General features: G+C 71.6%; 20 protein-coding genes. 15 read left to right on the top strand and 5 right to left on the bottom strand.

Features of this window, described 5'->3' with window-relative positions; all coding sequences use genetic code 11:
- Nucleotides 1–10 precede the first annotated feature (10 nt).
- The 4 genes from Air01nite_RS16925 to Air01nite_RS16910 all read left to right on the top strand — a co-directional run bounded on the left by Air01nite_RS16925 (nucleotide 11) and on the right by Air01nite_RS16910 (nucleotide 3,497).
- Nucleotides 11–772 carry a maleylpyruvate isomerase family mycothiol-dependent enzyme gene (locus Air01nite_RS16925; RefSeq protein WP_203703382.1) on the top strand — a complete coding sequence of 254 codons (762 nt, stop codon included), beginning with the start codon at nucleotides 11–13 and terminating at the stop codon, nucleotides 770–772.
- Between the two features lie 4 nt (nucleotides 773–776).
- The gene (locus Air01nite_RS16920) at nucleotides 777–1,805 is read left to right on the top strand and encodes a LacI family DNA-binding transcriptional regulator (RefSeq protein ID WP_203703381.1); all 1,029 of its coding nucleotides are present in this window, start codon (nucleotides 777–779) and stop codon (nucleotides 1,803–1,805) included.
- Between the two features lie 61 nt (nucleotides 1,806–1,866).
- Nucleotides 1,867–2,382: a SigE family RNA polymerase sigma factor gene (locus Air01nite_RS16915; protein WP_203703380.1), complete on the top strand. Its 516-nt coding sequence runs from the start codon at nucleotides 1,867–1,869 to the stop codon at nucleotides 2,380–2,382.
- On the top strand, nucleotides 2,379–3,497 hold the full coding sequence (locus Air01nite_RS16910) for a WD40 repeat domain-containing protein (RefSeq protein ID WP_203703379.1): 1,119 nt from the start codon (nucleotides 2,379–2,381) through the stop codon (nucleotides 3,495–3,497). Before Air01nite_RS16915 ends, Air01nite_RS16910 begins: the two co-directional genes overlap by 4 nt.
- Here the strand turns inward: Air01nite_RS16910 and Air01nite_RS16905 are convergent.
- Nucleotides 3,477–4,703 carry an MDR family MFS transporter gene (locus Air01nite_RS16905; protein WP_203703377.1) on the bottom strand — a complete coding sequence of 409 codons (1,227 nt, stop codon included), beginning with the start codon at nucleotides 4,701–4,703 and terminating at the stop codon, nucleotides 3,477–3,479. The two genes, Air01nite_RS16910 and Air01nite_RS16905, sit on opposite strands and share 21 nt — an antisense overlap.
- A gap of 40 nt (nucleotides 4,704–4,743) precedes the next feature.
- Nucleotides 4,744–6,021, bottom strand: a complete 1,278-nt coding sequence (locus Air01nite_RS16900; protein ID WP_203703375.1) for an MDR family MFS transporter — start codon at nucleotides 6,019–6,021, stop codon at nucleotides 4,744–4,746.
- A gap of 149 nt (nucleotides 6,022–6,170) precedes the next feature.
- Here Air01nite_RS16900 and Air01nite_RS16895 point away from each other — a divergent pair, with 149 nt between their 5' ends.
- The gene (locus Air01nite_RS16895; protein WP_203703374.1) at nucleotides 6,171–6,920 is read left to right on the top strand and encodes a phosphoglyceromutase; all 750 of its coding nucleotides are present in this window, start codon (nucleotides 6,171–6,173) and stop codon (nucleotides 6,918–6,920) included.
- 152 nt (nucleotides 6,921–7,072) lie between these two features.
- Here the strand turns inward: Air01nite_RS16895 and phoU are convergent, their stop codons facing one another.
- Nucleotides 7,073–7,714 carry a phosphate signaling complex protein PhoU gene (gene phoU, locus Air01nite_RS16890; protein WP_203703433.1) on the bottom strand — a complete coding sequence of 214 codons (642 nt, stop codon included), beginning with the start codon at nucleotides 7,712–7,714 and terminating at the stop codon, nucleotides 7,073–7,075.
- Between the two features lie 222 nt (nucleotides 7,715–7,936).
- Between phoU and Air01nite_RS16885 the strand changes: the two genes are divergently transcribed.
- From Air01nite_RS16885 to Air01nite_RS16870, 4 genes are read left to right on the top strand one after another with little or no spacing between them, the layout of a single operon-like run.
- On the top strand, nucleotides 7,937–9,208 hold the full coding sequence (locus Air01nite_RS16885; RefSeq protein WP_203703373.1) for an ATP-binding protein: 1,272 nt from the start codon (nucleotides 7,937–7,939) through the stop codon (nucleotides 9,206–9,208).
- A 13-nt stretch (nucleotides 9,209–9,221) separates the two neighbouring features.
- Nucleotides 9,222–9,905 carry a response regulator gene (locus tag Air01nite_RS16880; RefSeq protein ID WP_203703372.1) on the top strand — a complete coding sequence of 228 codons (684 nt, stop codon included), beginning with the start codon at nucleotides 9,222–9,224 and terminating at the stop codon, nucleotides 9,903–9,905.
- Between the two features lie 28 nt (nucleotides 9,906–9,933).
- Nucleotides 9,934–10,179 carry a type II toxin-antitoxin system Phd/YefM family antitoxin gene (locus Air01nite_RS16875; protein WP_203703371.1) on the top strand — a complete coding sequence of 82 codons (246 nt, stop codon included), beginning with the start codon at nucleotides 9,934–9,936 and terminating at the stop codon, nucleotides 10,177–10,179.
- The gene (locus Air01nite_RS16870; protein ID WP_203703370.1) at nucleotides 10,176–10,550 is read left to right on the top strand and encodes a type II toxin-antitoxin system death-on-curing family toxin; all 375 of its coding nucleotides are present in this window, start codon (nucleotides 10,176–10,178) and stop codon (nucleotides 10,548–10,550) included. Before Air01nite_RS16875 ends, Air01nite_RS16870 begins: the two co-directional genes overlap by 4 nt.
- Here the strand turns inward: Air01nite_RS16870 and Air01nite_RS16865 are convergent.
- Complete coding sequence (locus Air01nite_RS16865; protein ID WP_239090756.1) at nucleotides 10,547–11,428, bottom strand: DUF3109 family protein; 882 nt, start codon at nucleotides 11,426–11,428, stop codon at nucleotides 10,547–10,549. The genes Air01nite_RS16870 and Air01nite_RS16865 overlap by 4 nt on opposite strands.
- Nucleotides 11,429–11,504: 76 nt before the next feature.
- Between Air01nite_RS16865 and Air01nite_RS16860 the strand changes: the two genes are divergently transcribed.
- Together Air01nite_RS16860 and Air01nite_RS16855 are read left to right on the top strand one after the other, a co-directional pair.
- The gene (locus tag Air01nite_RS16860) at nucleotides 11,505–12,449 is read left to right on the top strand and encodes a Ppx/GppA phosphatase family protein (protein ID WP_203703369.1); all 945 of its coding nucleotides are present in this window, start codon (nucleotides 11,505–11,507) and stop codon (nucleotides 12,447–12,449) included.
- 62 nt (nucleotides 12,450–12,511) lie between these two features.
- Nucleotides 12,512–13,312: a sugar phosphate isomerase/epimerase family protein gene (locus tag Air01nite_RS16855; protein WP_203703368.1), complete on the top strand. Its 801-nt coding sequence runs from the start codon at nucleotides 12,512–12,514 to the stop codon at nucleotides 13,310–13,312.
- Here Air01nite_RS16855 and Air01nite_RS16850 read toward each other — a convergent pair.
- Nucleotides 13,309–13,842 carry a CGNR zinc finger domain-containing protein gene (locus Air01nite_RS16850; RefSeq protein ID WP_203703367.1) on the bottom strand — a complete coding sequence of 178 codons (534 nt, stop codon included), beginning with the start codon at nucleotides 13,840–13,842 and terminating at the stop codon, nucleotides 13,309–13,311. The two genes, Air01nite_RS16855 and Air01nite_RS16850, sit on opposite strands and share 4 nt — an antisense overlap.
- A gap of 137 nt (nucleotides 13,843–13,979) precedes the next feature.
- On the opposite strand from Air01nite_RS16850, the gene Air01nite_RS16845 reads away from it, so the two are divergent.
- The 4 genes from Air01nite_RS16845 (at nucleotide 13,980) to Air01nite_RS16830 (ending at nucleotide 17,025) form a co-directional block, all read left to right on the top strand.
- On the top strand, nucleotides 13,980–14,900 hold the full coding sequence (locus Air01nite_RS16845; RefSeq protein WP_203703365.1) for a proline dehydrogenase family protein: 921 nt from the start codon (nucleotides 13,980–13,982) through the stop codon (nucleotides 14,898–14,900).
- 53 nt (nucleotides 14,901–14,953) lie between these two features.
- Entirely contained in the window at nucleotides 14,954–16,264 is a 1,311-nt protein-coding gene (locus Air01nite_RS16840) for a hypothetical protein (protein WP_203703364.1), read from the top strand.
- A 232-nt stretch (nucleotides 16,265–16,496) separates the two neighbouring features.
- Nucleotides 16,497–16,706, top strand: a complete 210-nt coding sequence (locus Air01nite_RS16835; RefSeq protein ID WP_089253551.1) for a helix-turn-helix domain-containing protein — start codon at nucleotides 16,497–16,499, stop codon at nucleotides 16,704–16,706.
- 217 nt (nucleotides 16,707–16,923) lie between these two features.
- Nucleotides 16,924–17,025 carry a 30S ribosomal protein bS22 gene (locus Air01nite_RS16830; RefSeq protein ID WP_007465623.1) on the top strand — a complete coding sequence of 34 codons (102 nt, stop codon included), beginning with the start codon at nucleotides 16,924–16,926 and terminating at the stop codon, nucleotides 17,023–17,025.

Below are 17,025 nucleotides of genomic sequence, written 5' to 3'. Positions count from 1 at the left end.
GGAGCATCCGATGACCAGACTGCACGGCTCGAAGGACTTCTGGCTCGGAGGGCTGCGCGCGGAGTCGGCCGCGTTCGGGGCGGCGGTGGCCCAGGCCCCGCCGGACGCCCCGGTGCCGTCGTGCCCCGGGTGGACGATCGGCGATCTCGTGCAGCACCTCGGCGGCTGCTACGAGCGGACGGTCTGGCTGATCGAGCGCGGCACCACCGAACGGCCCGACCCCGACCACACCGCCTCCGAGGCGCCCGCCGGCGAGGCCGCGCTGGCCTGGTGGCAGATGCGCTGCGACACGCTGCTCTCCACTCTGGACGCCGTCGACCCCGAGGCGCCGGTGTGGAACTGGGCGCCGCAGTCCAAGCGGGCCGCGTTCTGGCACCGGCGGATGGCGCTCGAGACCGCGGTGCACCGCTGGGACGCGCAGATCTCGCTGGCGGCCAGCGAGCCGATCGAGTCCAAGCTCGCCGCCGACGGCATCTCCGAGGTGCTCGACACCTGGCTGCCGGCGGGCCGGCGGCAGACCGGCGAACGCCCGCACGGCGTGGTGCACCTCTTCGCTGCTGACACCGACCAGGAATGGCTCGTGCGGCTGCGCGGCGAGGGCGTCGCGCTGCTCGACACCGACACCATCCTCGACACCGACGAGCCGCCCGCCCGGGTGCAGGCCGAGGGCACGGCCAGCGATCTGCTGCTGGCGCTCTACGGCCGGGTGGGATTCGATGTGCTGGTGGTCAACGGTGACCCGACGCTGTTGACGGCGTTACGCACGGGGTGATCTCTTGACCAGGGCCAAGAACGGAACGCGCGAGCGGCCGACGCTCGAGGCGGTGGCGCGGCGGGCGGGCGTGTCCCGGGCGACGGTGTCGCGCGTGGTCAACGGCTCGACCACGGTGGCCGAGCCGATCCAGGAGGCCGTCCGGCGCGCGGTGCGCGAGCTGGGCTACGTGCCCAACCTGGCCGCCCGCAGCCTGGTCACCCAGCGCACCGACTCCGCGGCCCTGATCCTGCCGGAGACGCCGACCCGGGTGTTCTCCGACGACCCGTTCTTCCACGGCATCATCCGCGGCGTCTCGATGGAGCTCGACGCCGCAGACAAGCAGCTCGTGCTGCTGATCGCCGGCTCCACCGCCGGGCACGACCGGGTCGAGCGCTACACGATGAGCCGGCACGTCGACGGCGTCATGTTCGCCTCGATGCACGGCGCCGACCCGCTGCCGGCCGCGCTGATCCGGATGGGCATCCCGGTGGTGTGCAGCGGCCGCCCGCTCGGCCGGGCCACGGTCGAGGTGCCCTACGTCGACGTCGACCAGATCGGCGGCGTGGTCTCGGCCGTCCAGCACCTGCTCGACTCCGGCCGCAAGCGGATCGCCACGATCGCCGGCCCGCAGGACATGGTGGCGGGCATCGACCGGCTGACCGGCTACCGGCAGGCGCTGCGCGACTCCGACCGGCGCTCGATCGTGGCGATCGGCGACTTCACCCGGGAGTCCGGCACGGTCGCGATGCGCCAGCTCCTCGACGACGACCCCAAGCTCGACGCGGTGTTCGCGGCCTCCGACCTGATGGCGCACGGCGCGCTGCGGGTGCTGCGCGAGGCCGGTCGGCGGGTGCCCGACGACGTCGCGGTGATCGGCTTCGACGACATCGAGATGGCCCGCTACACCGAGCCGCCGCTGACCACCGTGCGCCAGCCGATCCAGCAGATCGGCCGCGAGATGGCCCGCCAGCTGATGCGCCTGGTCGCCGGCGAGGAGATCGAGGCCGTGACGATGCTGCCCACCGAGCTGATCATCCGCGAGTCCGCCTGAGCCGGGTGCAACAGATTCACGTCCGGCCACGTTCTTAGCGTCGTGGAACGACGGAGGTGGCGTGGACGCTGAGACGCGGCACGACTTCAGCGCCTTCGTCGCGAGCCGGTCCGCCGGGCTGTTCCGCTTCGCCATGGGCCTGACCGGGCACCCGCAGCAGGCCGAGGACCTGCTGCAGTCGGCGCTGGCCAAGGCCTACCGGCACTGGGGCCGGGTGCGGGACGGCAACCCCGAGGCCTACCTGCGCCGCACGATGTGCCGTGAGCAGATCGACTGGTTCCGGCGGCCGAGCTTCGGCCGCGAGCTGCCCAGCGACCGCCTGCCCGAGCGGCGGGTGTCCGACGGCACCGCGACCGTCGACCTGCGGCTCGCGCTGCGCGCGGCGCTCGGCCGGCTCAGCCCGAAGCACCGGGCGGTGCTGGTGCTGCGCTATCTCGAGGACCTGCCCGACGACGAGATCGCCGAGCTGCTCGGCTGCCGGCCGGCGACCGTGCGCAGCCTCGCCGCCCGCGGGCTGGAACGGCTGCGGGTGCTCTGCCCCGAGCTGGCGCCACGGTTGACCGAGGAGTGGCGATGAGCGCCGAACTGCGCCGCGCCCTGCGCGAGCTGACCGACGTGCCGCCACCACCGCACCTCGCGGCCAAGGCGATCCAGCTCGCCGAACGGCGGCGGCGCAGGCGGATCGTGGCGGGTGCCGCCGCGGTGGTGGTGGTGGTGGCGGTCGCGGTGGCCGTGCCGCTGGCGCTGCGACCCGGTGGCGACAGTGAGCCCGTGCCGATCGGGCCGACTCCGTCGGTGACCTCGCCGACGCCGGGTGCGTTGCCCGAGACACCACAGGTCGTGGCGGCCGCGTACGCGCGCGCCACACCGAACTCCGCCGGCAGCGGGCCGGACGACCGCCGCTCCTACGTGCTCGATCCGGCGATCGGCCAGTACCGGGAGCTTCCGTACCGGGTCGTGGTCCCGTCCCCCGACGGGAAGCGCTTCTTCGTGGCCGACACCCGACGTGGCGGGATCATGGACGGCGCGCGGGGCTCGGTGCGCTGGGTGTCCGGCTACGACACCTACGTCAACGGCGTCGAGTGGTCGCCCGACGGACGGCGGGTGCTGATCAGCAGCCTCGGCAAGGACGAGCCGGGCGGGTTCATGGTCGTCGACGCGGCCACGGCCAAGGCGGGCCGCCTCGTGCCGATGGCCGACATGCAGACGCTCAACTCCCGTGGGCTCGGCTTCTTCTGGATGCCCGACGGCCGGACCATCGGCCACACCCTCACCAGCGGTGCGGGGGAGAGCATCCCCGACAGGACGGTGGGAGTCCGCTTCTACGACCTCGACGGCAGGACGCTGCGCACGCTGGGGCTCACGGGCAACGCGGCCGTCCGGACGAGCGCCGACGTGTCGCCCGACGGTCGGCGGGCGGTGGCGGTCCTCGACTGGGGAGACGAGCACCAGGCCCGGATCGTCGACCTGACCACGGGCGAGGTGACCGCCGAGTTCGACGCGAAAGGGGTGGCCGGCTGGTACGACGACGACCACCTCGTGCTCCGCGGCAACGAGGCGCTGGAGGTGGTCGACCTGACCGGGCGGGTCGTGCGCAGCATGCCCGGGTCGGCGGACCTGCTCGACGGCGCGACCGTCCACCTTGTCCGGGCGGACGGGTTGCCGGCGAAGTCAGCCCGCTACGCGTTCTAGCTCGCGGACCCGCACCGCCCGGCGAGCCGCCTCCCGGTCGCGGGCCGGGCCGGTGAGCAGGTGACCCGCCGCGGCGAGCAGGCCGATCCCGCCGATCACGACCCAGTGCCAGTCGCCCAGGTGGTCGAGGCTGAGGCCGCCCAGCGCCGGCGTGAGGAACGCGGCCGCCGGGAAGGTCAGGCTGAACACCGACTGGTAGCGCCCGCGCAGTTCCTCGGGCGACAGCTCCGCGTTGACCTCGGCGTTGGGCGGTGCGGCGAGCATCTGGCCGACCGTCCAGACGACCGCGGCGAGCAGGTAGACGGCCAGGTGACCGGCGAAGGCGAGGGCGCCGAAGCCGAGACTGATCAACACCAGCGCGGCCGCGAGGACGGTGTGCTTGCGGCGACCGTCGATCAGCGGGGGCACGAACAGCTGGCCGACCACGATCAGCGCGGCGCTGACCGCGACGACCGTCCCGTACGCGGCCGGGCTGAGCCCGTCGGCCCGCATCGCCAGCGGCATGATCGTCGAGGTCTGCAAGGTCAACGCGGCGAGCAGGAACGTCAGCCCGACGAACACCAGGTAGGTGCGGTCGGTCAGCGCGGTCGCCAGCCCGCCCTTCTTCGCTTGTGCGGTGGTGTGGCGACGGAACGTCTCCGGCACCTTCCAGGCGATCACGACCGCGGTGACGGCGGTCGCGCCCGCGTCGGCGAGGAACAACGCCACGTAGCTGACCTCGGCGAGCACGCCGGCCAGCAACCCGGCACCGGCCATGCCCAGGTTGAACGACCAGAACTGCAGGTTGAACGCCCGCGACCGGCGCTCCGCCGGGACCACGTCGACGATCGCCGCGACGAACGCCGGCATCGGCATCGAGTGGGCCACGCCGAGCAGCAGGGTCAGCACCGCGATCACGGCCAGGCTGTGCACGAAGGCCAGGCCCGCCATCAGCGCCGCCGCCAAGGCGTGCGCCCAGAACAGGGTGGTCCGGCGGCCCCAGTGGTCGGCGAGCACGCCGCCGAGCAGTGTGCCGGCGACGCCGCCGAGGCCGTAGGCCCCGACGACGAGTCCGGCCAGGCTCGCCGAGGCGCCGCGCTCGTCGGTCAGGTAGACCGACATGATCAGCATGGCGACCGCGCCGACGCGGTTGACCAGTTGGCCGGTCCACAGGTACCAGAAGCTGCCGGGCAGGCCGCCCGCGGTGTCGCGCCACCAGGCCCGCAAGGCGCGGCCCCTCTCAGTTAAGAAGCTTTACGGTGGGACGCTACGAAGACGCGGCGGCGGGCGCCAGGGTGTCGCTGGTCACGCCCTGCGGAGCGGACGCCCGCGCCCGGGCGGCCGCGAGGGCGGCCGTGCGCCGCTCGCGGGCCGGGCCGGCGGCCAGGTTGATCGCGGCGGCCAGCAACGCGATCAGCGCGCAGCCGATCCACAGCGCGCTGTTGCCGAGCAGGTCGCGCACGAAGCCGCCGGCCACCGGCGCGGTGAAGCCCGCGATCGACCAGGAGAGCGCGAAAACACCCTGGTAGCGGCCGCGGACCGAGGCCGGCGCGAGGTCGGCGATGGTGGCCGCGGAGGTCGGCGAGTAGACCATCTCGCCGAGCGTCCAGACCAGCACCGTCATCGCGTAGAGCCAGGCGCTGCCGGCCACGGCGGTCAGGCCGAAGCCGATGCCCTGCACGATCGTGCCGACCGCGAGCACGCGGGCCCGGCTGTGCCCGGCGATCAGCTTGGGGATGAACAGTTGGCCGAGCACGATCAGCACGCCGTTGAGTGCGATCACCCACCCGTACGTCGAGGAGGAGAGGCCGTCGTCGGTCATCGCGATCGGCAGCATCGAGATGTGCTGGAGGAACACCATCGCGGCGAGCAGGTTGACCGCGGTGAACACCAGGAACACCCGGTCGCGCAGCACCGTGCCGAGGCCGCCGCGGTCGGCGTGCGCCGCCACGGGCCCGCGGGTGGGCCGGGTCTCCTTGATCTTGACGAACACGATGGTCGCGGTGAGCAGCGTCGCGCCCGCGTCGATGAGGAACAGCAGCAGGTAGTCGAGGTGGGCGGCGAAGCCGCCGAGGATCGCCGCCGACGCGAAGCCGAGGTTGATGGCCCAGTAGTTGAGCGAGAACGCGCGGACCCGGTCGCGGTCCGGCACGACGTCGACCATCATCGCCGCGAACGCCGGGCGGGCCGCCTCGGCGAACATGCCGAGGGCGAACGCGACGCCGGCGATCATGAGGAACGGCCGGGAGAAGCCGAGCAGCACCATCATCGCGGCGCCGCCGGTGTGCGCGAGCAGCAGCGTCGGCCGCCGGCCCCAGCGGTCGGCCAGGACGCCGCCGACCATCGTGCCGACCCCGCCGCCGGCGCTCCACAGGCCGACCACGAGGCCGGCCTGGATGTCGCTGAAGCCGCGTTCCTTGGTCAGGTAGACGGTCAGGAAGATCAGGACGAAGCCGCCGAGGCGGTTGACCAGGGTGCCGCACCAGAGGTACCAGAAGGTCCGCGGTAACCCACCCGTTGTCTCGCGCAGCCAGCTTCGTACCACTCAAGGCCCCCCATGGTAATGACCGTCACTCCGCGACGGCCTTACGCAACCTAAATTGCGAGCACCCTGGAAGTCACCTGGATTACCGCATGGCGGTCGTCACGCCGGGCGGTTGCGGGCCGCCCAGCCGGCTGCGCGAGGATGGCGACATGACTGTGGGGACGTTGGTGCTGCTCCGGCACGGCGAGAGCGAGTGGAACGCGAAGAACCTGTTCACCGGTTGGGTCGACGTCGACCTGACCGCGAAGGGCGAGACCGAGGCCCGGCGCGGCGGTGCCCTGCTGCGCGAGCACGACCTGCTGCCCGACGTGGTGCACACGAGCGTGCTGCGCCGCGCGATCCGCACCAGCGAGCTCGCGCTGGGCGAGGCCGGCCGGTCGTGGATCCCGGTGCGCCGGTCGTGGCGCCTCAACGAGCGCCACTACGGCGCGCTGCAGGGCAAGAACAAGAAGCAGACGCTCGACGAGTACGGCGAGGAGCAGTTCATGCTCTGGCGCCGGTCGTACGACGTGCCGCCGCCGCCGATCGAACCGGGCGACGAGTGGGCGCAGACCGGTGACCCGCGCTACGCGACCCTGCCGCCCGAGCTGATGCCGGACACCGAGTGCCTCAAGGACGTGCTGGGCCGCACGCTGCCGTACTGGTACGACGCGATCGTGCCGGACCTGCTGGCCGGCAGGACGGTGCTGGTCGCCGCGCACGGCAACTCGCTGCGGGCGGTGGTCAAGCACCTCGACGGCATCTCGGACGAGGCGATCGCCAAGCTGAACATCCCGACCGGGATCCCGCTGCGCTACGACCTGGACGCCAACCTGCGCCCGGTCACCGCCGGCGGCGCCTACCTCGACCCGGAGGCCGCCGCCGAGTCAGCGGCGGCCGTCGCGAACCAGGGACGCTGAACCGGCGCTACAACCTTGAGCCGGACGGCGCCTGGCCACGTGAGGGAGTGGAGCAGCGCGCTCGTGTGGTGCGGTGCCGTGGCCGAGCGAAGCAATGGTCGGACGGTGCCGCACCACACGAGCTTCCCGGCGCTGCGGAGCGACCGAACCATTCAGCTCTGTTCGCCGGTCACCAGATACACGACATGGTGGCCGGCGTTCACCGCGTGATCCGCGAAGCGCTCGTAGAAGCGGCCGAGCAGCGCGCCGTCGATCGCCGTCTCGGCGCCGTACGGCCAGTCGTCGCTCAGCATCACCTTGAACAGGTCGACGTGCAGGTCGTCCATCGCGTCGTCGTCGGTCTCCAACTCCGCGGCCGCGACCGGGTCGAGCTTCGACAGCACCTTGGCGATCTTGGCGGCCATCTTGTCGGCGACCTCCGCCTTGGCGGTGAAGACCGCCCGCAGCTCGGCCGGGACCGCGGGTGACGGGTGCCGGCGCAGGGCCGTCTTGGCCACGTGGTCGGCCAGGTCGCCCATCCGCTCCAGGTCGGCGGCCACTTGCAGGGCCGTGATCAGCACCCGCAGGTCGCTGGCCACCGGCGCCTGGCGCGCCATCAGGTCGGTGACCCGCTCCTCCACCTGCTGGTAGAGGGCGTCGACCTCGGCGTCGCGGGCGACCACGTCCTCCGCCGCGGCGCGGTCCGCGTGCAGCAATCCCTTGGTCGCCTCGCTCATCGCGGTGCGGACCGCCTCCGCCATGTCGACCAGCAACTGGCTGACGATGTGCAGGTCGGCGCGGAACTCTTCGCGCAAGGCCATCTCGGTGCTCCTGAACAAACGGTGTGTCGGTGGTGGAAGGGATGTGACCGAAGAGTATTGTCCGGTCACGCTTCGACTTATGTCCGGTTCACGGTAGGTGTACGTCACAGAACGCCAGTGAACGGAGCTGAGCCGGCCGGTGAACATTGTGCGATACGCGCCCGGTTTGCCCGGCCCGACCAGCCTGTTCGTTAACAATGACCCTACGATCGCCTCGTGGAATGGGCGATCGTGGCTGGCGTGTGCGTCAGTCTGTTGGCGGGCTTCGCCGCCGGATCGCTGATCCCGCGTGTCAGGCGGCGGGGATCAGCGCCCGTCGCCGCTACCCGCGCTGCTGGCGAGGGAAGGCAGGCGATGCACGATCCGCAACCGGGACTGGGTCGGAAGAGCCTCGACTCGCTCCGGGTCGGCGTCGTGGTGCTCGACGGGGACGACACGGTGGTGCTGGTCAACCCCGCGGCACGGGCGATGGGCCTGCTGCGTTCGGCCGGCACTCCGGGCAGCATCGCCGCGCACCCGATCATCCGTACCCTGGCCGGCCAGGTCCGCCGCTCCGGCGTCCGCCGAGAGGTCGAGCTGGACCTGCCCCGCGGTGACAACGACCCCCTCGGCGTCGCCCTGCGCGCGGTCGGCCTCGGCGGCAACTTCGTCGCGGTCGAGGCGGCCGACGTCACCGAGGCGCACCGCGTCGGCCGGGTGCGCCGGGACTTCGTCGCCAACGTCAGCCACGAGCTGAAGACCCCGATCGGCGCGCTCCAACTGCTGGCCGAGGCGCTGCTCGACGCCACCGACCCGACCAACGTGGGCCCGCAGCCCGGCGCCGGTCCCGAAGAGGACGTGGCCGCCGCCCGCCGGTTCGCCGAGCGGATCCAGCACGAGTCGACCCGGCTCGGCCGGCTGGTCAACGAGCTGCTCGACCTGGCCCGGCTGCAGGGTGCCGACCCGCTGCCCGACCCGGAGCCGGTCTCGCTGGACTGGGTCGTCGCCGAGGTGATCGACCGCACCCGCACGACCGCCTCCGCCCGGGACATCGAGGTCGTGGTCGACGGCAAGCGCGGGCTCACCGTCTACGGCAGCGACAGCCAGATGGCCACCGCGCTGGCCAACCTGGTCGAGAACGCGATCGCGTACTCGAAGGAACAGACCCGGATCACCATCTCGACCGCCCTCGACGACGACACCGTCGAGCTGTCGGTGGCCGACCAGGGCATCGGGATCGCGCCCGACGAGGTCGACCGAATCTTCGAGCGGTTCTACCGCGCCGACCGCGCGCGCTCCCGGGCCACCGGCGGCACCGGACTGGGCCTCGCGATCGTGAAGCACATCGCCACCAACCATGGTGGCCGCATAGACGTCGTCAGCACACTTGGGGAGGGTTCGACGTTCACCCTCCGGCTTCCGGCGAGCCCGCCGGACGCCGCCCTCCCGCTACCCCCCTCTATTGAGATCGTGACCGGATCGGTCGAGTCGAGCCGATCCGAGCGGTAAGGAAGGAAAGTCCGTGGCCCGCGTGCTCGTGGTCGAGGACGAAGAGTCGTTCTCCGATGCCCTCTCGTACATGCTGCGCAAGGAGGGTTTCGAGGTTTCGGTCGCACCGACCGGCACCTCGGCGCTGACCGAGTTCGACCGGACCGGCGCCGACATCGTGCTGCTGGACCTGATGCTGCCGGAGATGTCCGGCACGGAGGTCTGCCGGCAGCTCCGGCAGCGGTCGCGGGTGCCGATCATCATGGTGACCGCCCGGGACAGCGAGATCGACAAGGTGGTCGGCCTGGAGATCGGCGCCGACGACTACGTCACCAAGCCCTATTCGCCGCGCGAGCTGGTCGCCCGGATCCGGGCGGTGCTGCGCCGCCAGGGCACGGAGACCACGGAGCCGGACGTGCCGACCCTGTCGGCGGGCCCGGTCCGGATGGACGTCGAGCGCCACGTGGTCACGGTCGACGGCTCGGCGGTCCAGCTGCCGCTCAAGGAGTTCGAGCTGCTCGAACTGCTGCTGCGCAACGCGGGCCGGGTGCTCACCCGGGGCCAGCTGATCGACCGCGTCTGGGGCGCCGACTACGTCGGCGACACGAAGACCCTCGACGTGCACGTCAAGCGCCTGCGCTCGAAGGTCGAACCGGAGCCCTCGACCCCGCGCTTCATCGTCACGGTCCGCGGCCTGGGCTACAAGTTCGAGCCGTAGACCGTACATCGGTTGTACAATTTCGGGTATGAGTGCTGAGCCGCTACCGCCCGCAGAGCTAGAGATCTCCGTCAGCGAGGCCCGCGCCCGCCTCGCGGACCTTGTCGACGAGGCCGAGTCCGGAAAGGTGATCTACCTCAGCCGGCACGGTCGGCGCGCGGCTGCTCTCGTGCCTGCGGACCTGCCGGACCAGGTGGCCAGCGACCAGGCTCGGGCGTTCGCCCGCCGGTTCGCCGACCGACATGCGCCGCTCCTCGATCGGCTCGCCGAATGACCCTCTATCTGACGGTCGCCGACGTTATGGCCATTGCCGACGAGATCGGAGCCGGCGGCGAGCTGCGCGACCCGGGGTTGCTGAGCTCGGCAGTGGTTCGACCGCAGACCGTTGTCTTCGGTGTCGAGACATACACCGACGTCTGGGACAAGGCCGCGGCGCTGATGCATTCGCTCATCGCAAACCACCCGTTCGTCGACGGCAACAAGCGGACCGGCCTGGTGTCCACCTTGGCGTTTCTCGACAGGAACGGAATCGCGACGGAGCCGCTCGACGAGGATCTCGCCTACGAGCTGACGATCGGCGTGGCAGCGGGGAAAATCCGAGAGGTCCCGGAGATCGCGGCCGGTCTCCGGGGGTGCATCGGCTAGCGCTTCTTGCGCGGGGTGGCGGGCTCGGCGCTGCCGGTCAGGTTGCCCGCGCGGGCGATCGGGAGGCGGCGCTTCGGGTCCGCGGGGTGCGGGGCGACCAGGCCGCGGCGTGAGCGGGCCGCGCACAGCTCGGCCAGCTTCGCGTAGGCCGACTTGCCGACCAGCGCCGTCAGCTCCGGCTCGTAGGACTGCCACATCGCCTCGCGGCCGACGTGGGCCTCCGGTGACGACGTGCACCACCAGTGCAGGTCGTGGCCGCCGGAGCCCCAACCGCGGCGGTCGAACTCGGTCAGCGTGGTGATCAGGATCTTCGTGCCGTCGGGGCGCTTGTGCCAGTCCTGGTCGCGGCGCACCGGGAGCTGCCAGCACACGTCGGGCTTGTATTCCAGCGGGTGCACGCCGTCGCGCAGGGCCTGGGCGTGCAGTGCGCAGCCGCCGCCGGCCGGGAAGTCGGGGTCGTTGAGGAACACGCACGGGCCGTCGGGGCCCTGTGTCGCGGTGCGCCGCGCCGGCGTCTTGCCGTCGACCGTGTCCATCTCGGTGTAGTTCTTGAACCCGCGCACGTGGTGCTGCCAGGTCTCCGGCGTCAGCCGCTTGACCGCGCCGCGGACCCGGGCCTCGTCGTCGGAGTCGGTGAAGAACGCGCCGTGCGAGCAGCAGCCGTCGGCGGCCCGGCCCTCGATGATGCCGTGGCAGCCCTTGCCGAAGATGCACGTCCAGCGGGAGAGCAGCCAGGTCAGGTCGGCACGGATGAGGTGCTTGGGGTCCTCGGGATCGAAGAACTCCACCCACTCCCGCGGGAAGTCGAGGTCGACCTCGCGGCTGCGGGGGTCATCGGTGGCGTCCACGAGAACGCGGAGCTGGTTGCGTGCTGGCACCGAACAAGCCTACGCCCCGATCACGTTCGCACCCGCGTGCCGCACGGTATGCCGACAGGCGTCATAGGGTGCGGTCATGAGGCTGGGCGTGCTCGACGTCGGTTCCAACACCGTGCACCTGCTGCTGGTCGACGCCCACCACGGCGCGCACCCGTGGCCGGCGCACTCGGAGAAGGCCGTGCTGCGGCTGGCCGAGCAGATCGGCCCCGACGGCGCGCTCACCAAGGCGGGCGCCGACGCCCTGGTCAAGGCCGTGCACGACGCGCAGGCCAGCGCACGCCGGCTGCGCGCCGACGACCTGCTGGCGTTCGCCACGTCGGCGGTCCGGGACGCGACCAACTCGCAGGACGTGCTGCAGCGGGTCCGCAAGGAGACGGGTGTGCGCCTGCAGGTGCTCTCCGGCGCCGACGAGGCGCGGGCCACCTTCCTCGCCGTGCGCCGCTGGTTCGGCTGGTCCGCCGGGCGGCTGCTGGTGCTCGACATCGGCGGCGGCTCGCTGGAGATCGCGGCCGGCATCGACGAGACGCCGGACCTGGCGATGTCGCTGCCGCTGGGTGCCGGGCGGCTCAGCCGCGAGCGCCTGGGCGTCGACCACGACACCTCGAACCCGCCGGCGCCGAAGACCGTCGACGACCTCCAGGCGTACGTGGAGAAGCAGCTCGCGTCCGCCGGCGCGAAGCTGTCCGACGTCAAGTGGGACCGCGCGGTCGCGACCTCGAAGACGTTCCGCACCCTGGCCCGGCTGGCCGGCGCGGCGCCGTCCCGGCAGGGGCTCTGGGAGCCGCGGGCCCTGCAGACCCACGGCCTGCGGCAGGTGCTCGGGTTCATCCGGCTGATCCCGCCGCGCCAGGTCTACGAGCTGGAGGGGGTCAGCGCCAGCCGCTCGCACCAACTGCTGGCCGGCGCGGTGGTGGCGGAGGCGGTGCTGCGCCGCATGCACATCGACGCCGTCGACATCTGCCCGTGGGCGCTCCGCGAAGGCGTGATCCTCAGGCGCCTCGATCAGCTTGAATCTGCCTAAACGGCTTATTTTGGGGCGGCTCGTCCGAGTGGTCCATGCCACCTAGGGCTACCCTGACAGTCGTGACCTCGCGCACCCCCGTACTGCTGTCAAGCTCATCGGTCTTCCCCGAGCCGACCGCCGCGGCCTTCGAGATGGCCGCCGCCCTGGGCTACGACGGCGTCGAAGTCATGGTCTGGACCGACGCGGTGAGCCAGGATGCCGGCGCCCTGCGCGGGCTGGCTCACCACTACGGCGTCCCGGTGCTCTCCGTCCACGCGCCCTGCCTGCTGGTCACCCAGCGGGTGTGGAGCTCCGACCCCTGGGAGCGGCTGCGCCGGGCGGCCGAGCTGGCCGAGGCGGTGGAGGCGCCGACCGTGGTCGTGCACCCGCCGTTCACCTGGCAGCGCGACTACGCCCGCTCGTTCCAGCCGGGGCTCGACCGGATCGCCAACAAGCACAGCGACCTGACCTTCGCGATCGAGAACATGTTCCCGGTACGCATGGCGGGGCGCGAGTTCGTCCCCTACCAGCCGGGCTGGAACCCGACCGACACGGGCTTCGACGCGTACACCTTGGACCTGTCGCACTGCGCGGCGTCGCGGGTCGACGCGCTCGCCATGGCCGACGCGATGGGCGACGGGCTCAAGCACGTCCACCTCGGCGACGGCAGCGGCGAAGGCCGTGACGAGCACCTGGTGCCGGGGCGCGGCAACCAGCCCTGCGGCGAGCTGCTCGAGTCGCTGGCCGGGCGGGGCTTCCGCGGCGCGATCGCCGTGGAGGTCAACACCCGGGGCGCCAAGAGCCGCGCGATCCGCGAGGCCGACCTGCGGGCGGCGCTGGAGTACGCGCGCGCCCACCTGCCGGCCCCGGCCAAGGTCTAGACAGCAGCGAGGGTCGCCCGCTTGCGCGCCCGGTGGGCCGCGACGTGCGAGCGGGTGGCGCAGCGTTCCGAGCAGAACCGCCGGCAGTTGTTGGACGACGTGTCGAGGTAGACGTTGCCGCACCGGTCGTCGGCGCAGACGCCGAACCGGGCGCTGCCGTGGGTGGTCAGCCAGACCGCCAGGCCCCACACCGCGCCGGCGAGGAACTCGGCGCTGGCCGTCGCGCCGCGGCTGGTGACGTGCATGTGCCAGTCGCTGGCGTCGTGGCCGGAGATCCGCGGCTGGACCGGATGGTCCTTCAGCAGCGAGTTGATTTCGTTGACCGCCTCGGAGTCGCGTTCCGTGCTGCCGAGCTGGAAGACCTCGCGCAGTCGCCGCTGGGCACGGCGGAAGGTCGCAACATCACGCTCGGTGACGGCGTCGCACATCCAGGCGTTGTCGCCGCTGAAAACGGCCCGCAGGTCGTCGATGCCCTCCATCGGGGCGTTGACCAGGTCAACGGCGGTGCGCGCGTACGCATCGAAGTTCACCCGACAACCGTAGACGACGCGACAGTCCGGTGCCTCGTCCGTCGGGTCACTCCGCGACCGTGCCCCTCCGCTAAGTGATCATGGCCGGCTGCCAAGCTCGCCGAGAGACTCACGTGGACGGGCGTTACGCTGCGGGCATGCTCCGTTCGGTCATCCTTGCCGCCTCCCGGTCATCCCGGGTCGAGCGGCTCGTCGAGACGGCCCCGTTGACCCGGGACGTCGTACACCGCTTCATCGCCGGCGTCACCGCCGACGACGCGCTGCACACCACCCGCGACCTCGTCGGCAGCGGGCTCGCGGTCACCCTCGACCACCTCGGCGAGGACACGGTTACGCCCGATCAGGCGACGGCCATCAAGGATGAATACCTCGCGATGCTCGCGGCCCTGGGCGGCGCCGGCCTGACCCCCGCCGCCGAGGTCAGCGTCAAGCTCTCCGCGCTCGGCCAGAAGTTCGACGAGCAGCTCGCGTACGACCTGGCCCGGCAGATCTGCGTGGCCGCGTCGAACGCCGGCACCACGGTGACCCTCGACATGGAGGACCACACCACCACCGACTCCACTCTCGAGATCCTGGCCAAGCTCCGGCTCGACTACCCGACCACGGGCGCCGTGCTGCAGGCCTACCTGCGCCGCACCGAGGCCGACTGCCGCGAGCTGGCCACGCTCGGCTCCCGGGTGCGGCTGTGCAAGGGCGCATACAAGGAGCCCGAGTCGGTGGCGTTCCAGTCGGCGCTCGATGTCGACAAGTCCTACGTGCGGTGCATGAACATCCTGATGTCCGGCGAGGGCTACCCGATGCTGGCCACCCACGACCCGCGGCTGATCGCGATCGGCGAGGACCGCGCCCGCTGGTTCGACCGCTCGCCCGACGCGTTCGAGTTCCAGCTGCTGCACGGTGTGCGCCCCGACGAGCAGCTGCGGCTGAGCGGCGAGGGCTACACGGTGCGGGTCTACGTGCCCTACGGCACCGACTGGTACGGCTACATGATGCGCCGCCTGGCCGAGCGCCCCGCCAACCTGCTGTTCTTCGCCCGCGCCGTCAAATCGCGAAAATAGCTCGGCCGAAGGGCTGATCCCCTGATCGGGTGGTTGGCTTTAATCTCGCCCGGATGGCTGAGGAGACAGGTGCGCCGGCACCACGCCGGCGGACGTCGTTGTGGCTTTCCCTCGGCCTGGTGGCCGCGCTCGTGCTGTGCGCCGCCCCGGTCGGGGTGGGCGTCGTCGTGTTCCGGGGGCTCGACTCGCCGGCCTGGCCGGCGACCCCCGCACCCAAGGCGCAGCCGGCCCGCAGTCCCGTCGCGGGCGACGCGGAACGGGTCACCGCGACCTGGCTGCGCGACCAGATCGGTGCGGCGCTGACCGCGCAGGGCACCGCGCTCCTGGCCGGAGACCAGGCCGGCTTCCTCGCGACCGCCGACCCGGCGAGCCCGGCGGCGGCGACCCTGCGGGCGCAGTTCGCGTCCCTGCGGGCCATGAAGGTCACCAAGTGGGCGCCCTCGGCCGACTCCCTGCCGTCGTCGGTGGGCTCGCGCAAGTGGCGCACGCTGATCGAGGTGCGGCACTGCTTCGTCGAGCCCGACTGCCAACCGATGACCATCACCTACGGCACGGTCTGGACCGACACCCCGGCCGGGCTCACGCTGGTCGGCATCGAGCCGTCCATGTCCACGTACGACGGCCCCCGCCCGTGGGAGGTCTCCACGCTGGTGGTCGCGACCGGCAAGCGGGTCCTGGTGGCCACGACGCCGGCCCTGCGGGCGCAGCTGCCCACGGTGCTGGCCGAGGCGGAGAAGGCCGCCGTGGTGGCCGACCGGTACGCGGTGGGCGGGCCGCCCCCGGCGCACTACGAGGTCTTCTACGCGGGCACCGCGGAGTGGAAGCGCTGGTTCGGCGGCAACCGCCCGGCGTGGACCGCGGGCTACGCGCTGCCGGTCGGCGGCAAGCAGGTCGACGTGGTGGTCAACGCGGCCGCACCGCAGCGCAACAAGCTCGACGACCTGCTCCGGCACGAGATGACGCACGCCTCGACGATGCCCTCCGACGGGTTCCCGACGTCGGCCTGGTGGCTGGTCGAGGGCATCGCGGAGCTGGCGGCCTCGGGCGGTGCGGCGCCGCAGTCCTACGAGGGCATCGAGGAGGTCCGCAAGGTGGTCAAGGAGCGCGGCTGGAACGGCCCCCTGGACGACCTCAAGATCGCGGACGGCGCGGCCGACTGGGAGGTCGCCGGTGCGTACGGCATCGGCTATCTCGCCGTCCGCCAGCTCGCGGAGCGCTTCGGTGAGCCCGACGTGCTGGCATTCATGAAGGCGGTCACCCACGACCGGATGCCGATCGACGACGCGAGCCGCGAGGTCTTCGGCGAGCCCTGGTCGGTGCTCAACGATCAATGCGTGGCGGCGGTGCGGGCGGCCGCCGGCTGATCGACGTCGGTGCTGGTGGGGCGCGTGTGGCGGGCCGCACCGGCGCCGCGAGCCATCCGACACCCCGTGAAATGTCCCCTTTAGGGGGTAATTTCGGGAAAACTCGGTGAGTTGACTTGACGGATCATGATCAAACCCGCGAAGGCATCGCGCCGGTAACAGCGGCACCGTTACCGTACTAGTTACACGCGCGACTGAGGGCGCGCGCCGGGGATGGATTGGTTGGTGAGCCATGGCAGGATCACCACAAGCCGACAGGCTGTCGGAGGTCAAGTTCCTCACGGTCGCCGAAGTGGCGACATTGATGCGGGTGTCGAAGATGACGGTCTACCGCTTGGTGCATTCGGGTGATCTCACCGCGGTGCGCGTCGGTCGATCGTTCCGGGTTCCGGAGCACGCTGTGAACGAATACCTACGCGGCGCGTTCCAAGAGTCCGCATAAGAGCGACCAGGAGCCGGTCGCGGGGCTGCTTCGGTCCCGCGACCGGGGTCGCTTTGGTCGCCGTGACGGTCGACGCGTACCCTGGATCGCGATTCTGACCCCGCTGTGGTGCAATGCGCCCGCAGGCCGGGTCGGGTCCGATGTCAGATCGCCGTCGGCCTTCACCTCCCCGTGTCGTCCGGCGCATGTCGCACGTTCACTGGGAGAGGGCTGTCGTATGGGCTCGGTGGTCAAGAAGCGCCGCAAGCGTATGGCCAAGAAGAAGCACCGCAAGCTGCTGCGCAAGACCCGCGTCCAGCGCCGTCGTCTCGGCAAGTGA

It is taken from the genome of Asanoa iriomotensis, assembly GCF_016862515.1.
GTDB lineage: Bacteria > Actinomycetota > Actinomycetes > Mycobacteriales > Micromonosporaceae > Asanoa > Asanoa iriomotensis.
The sequence above is the reverse complement of the archived record's forward strand: the minus strand, read 5'-3'. Positions and strand labels throughout refer to the sequence as shown.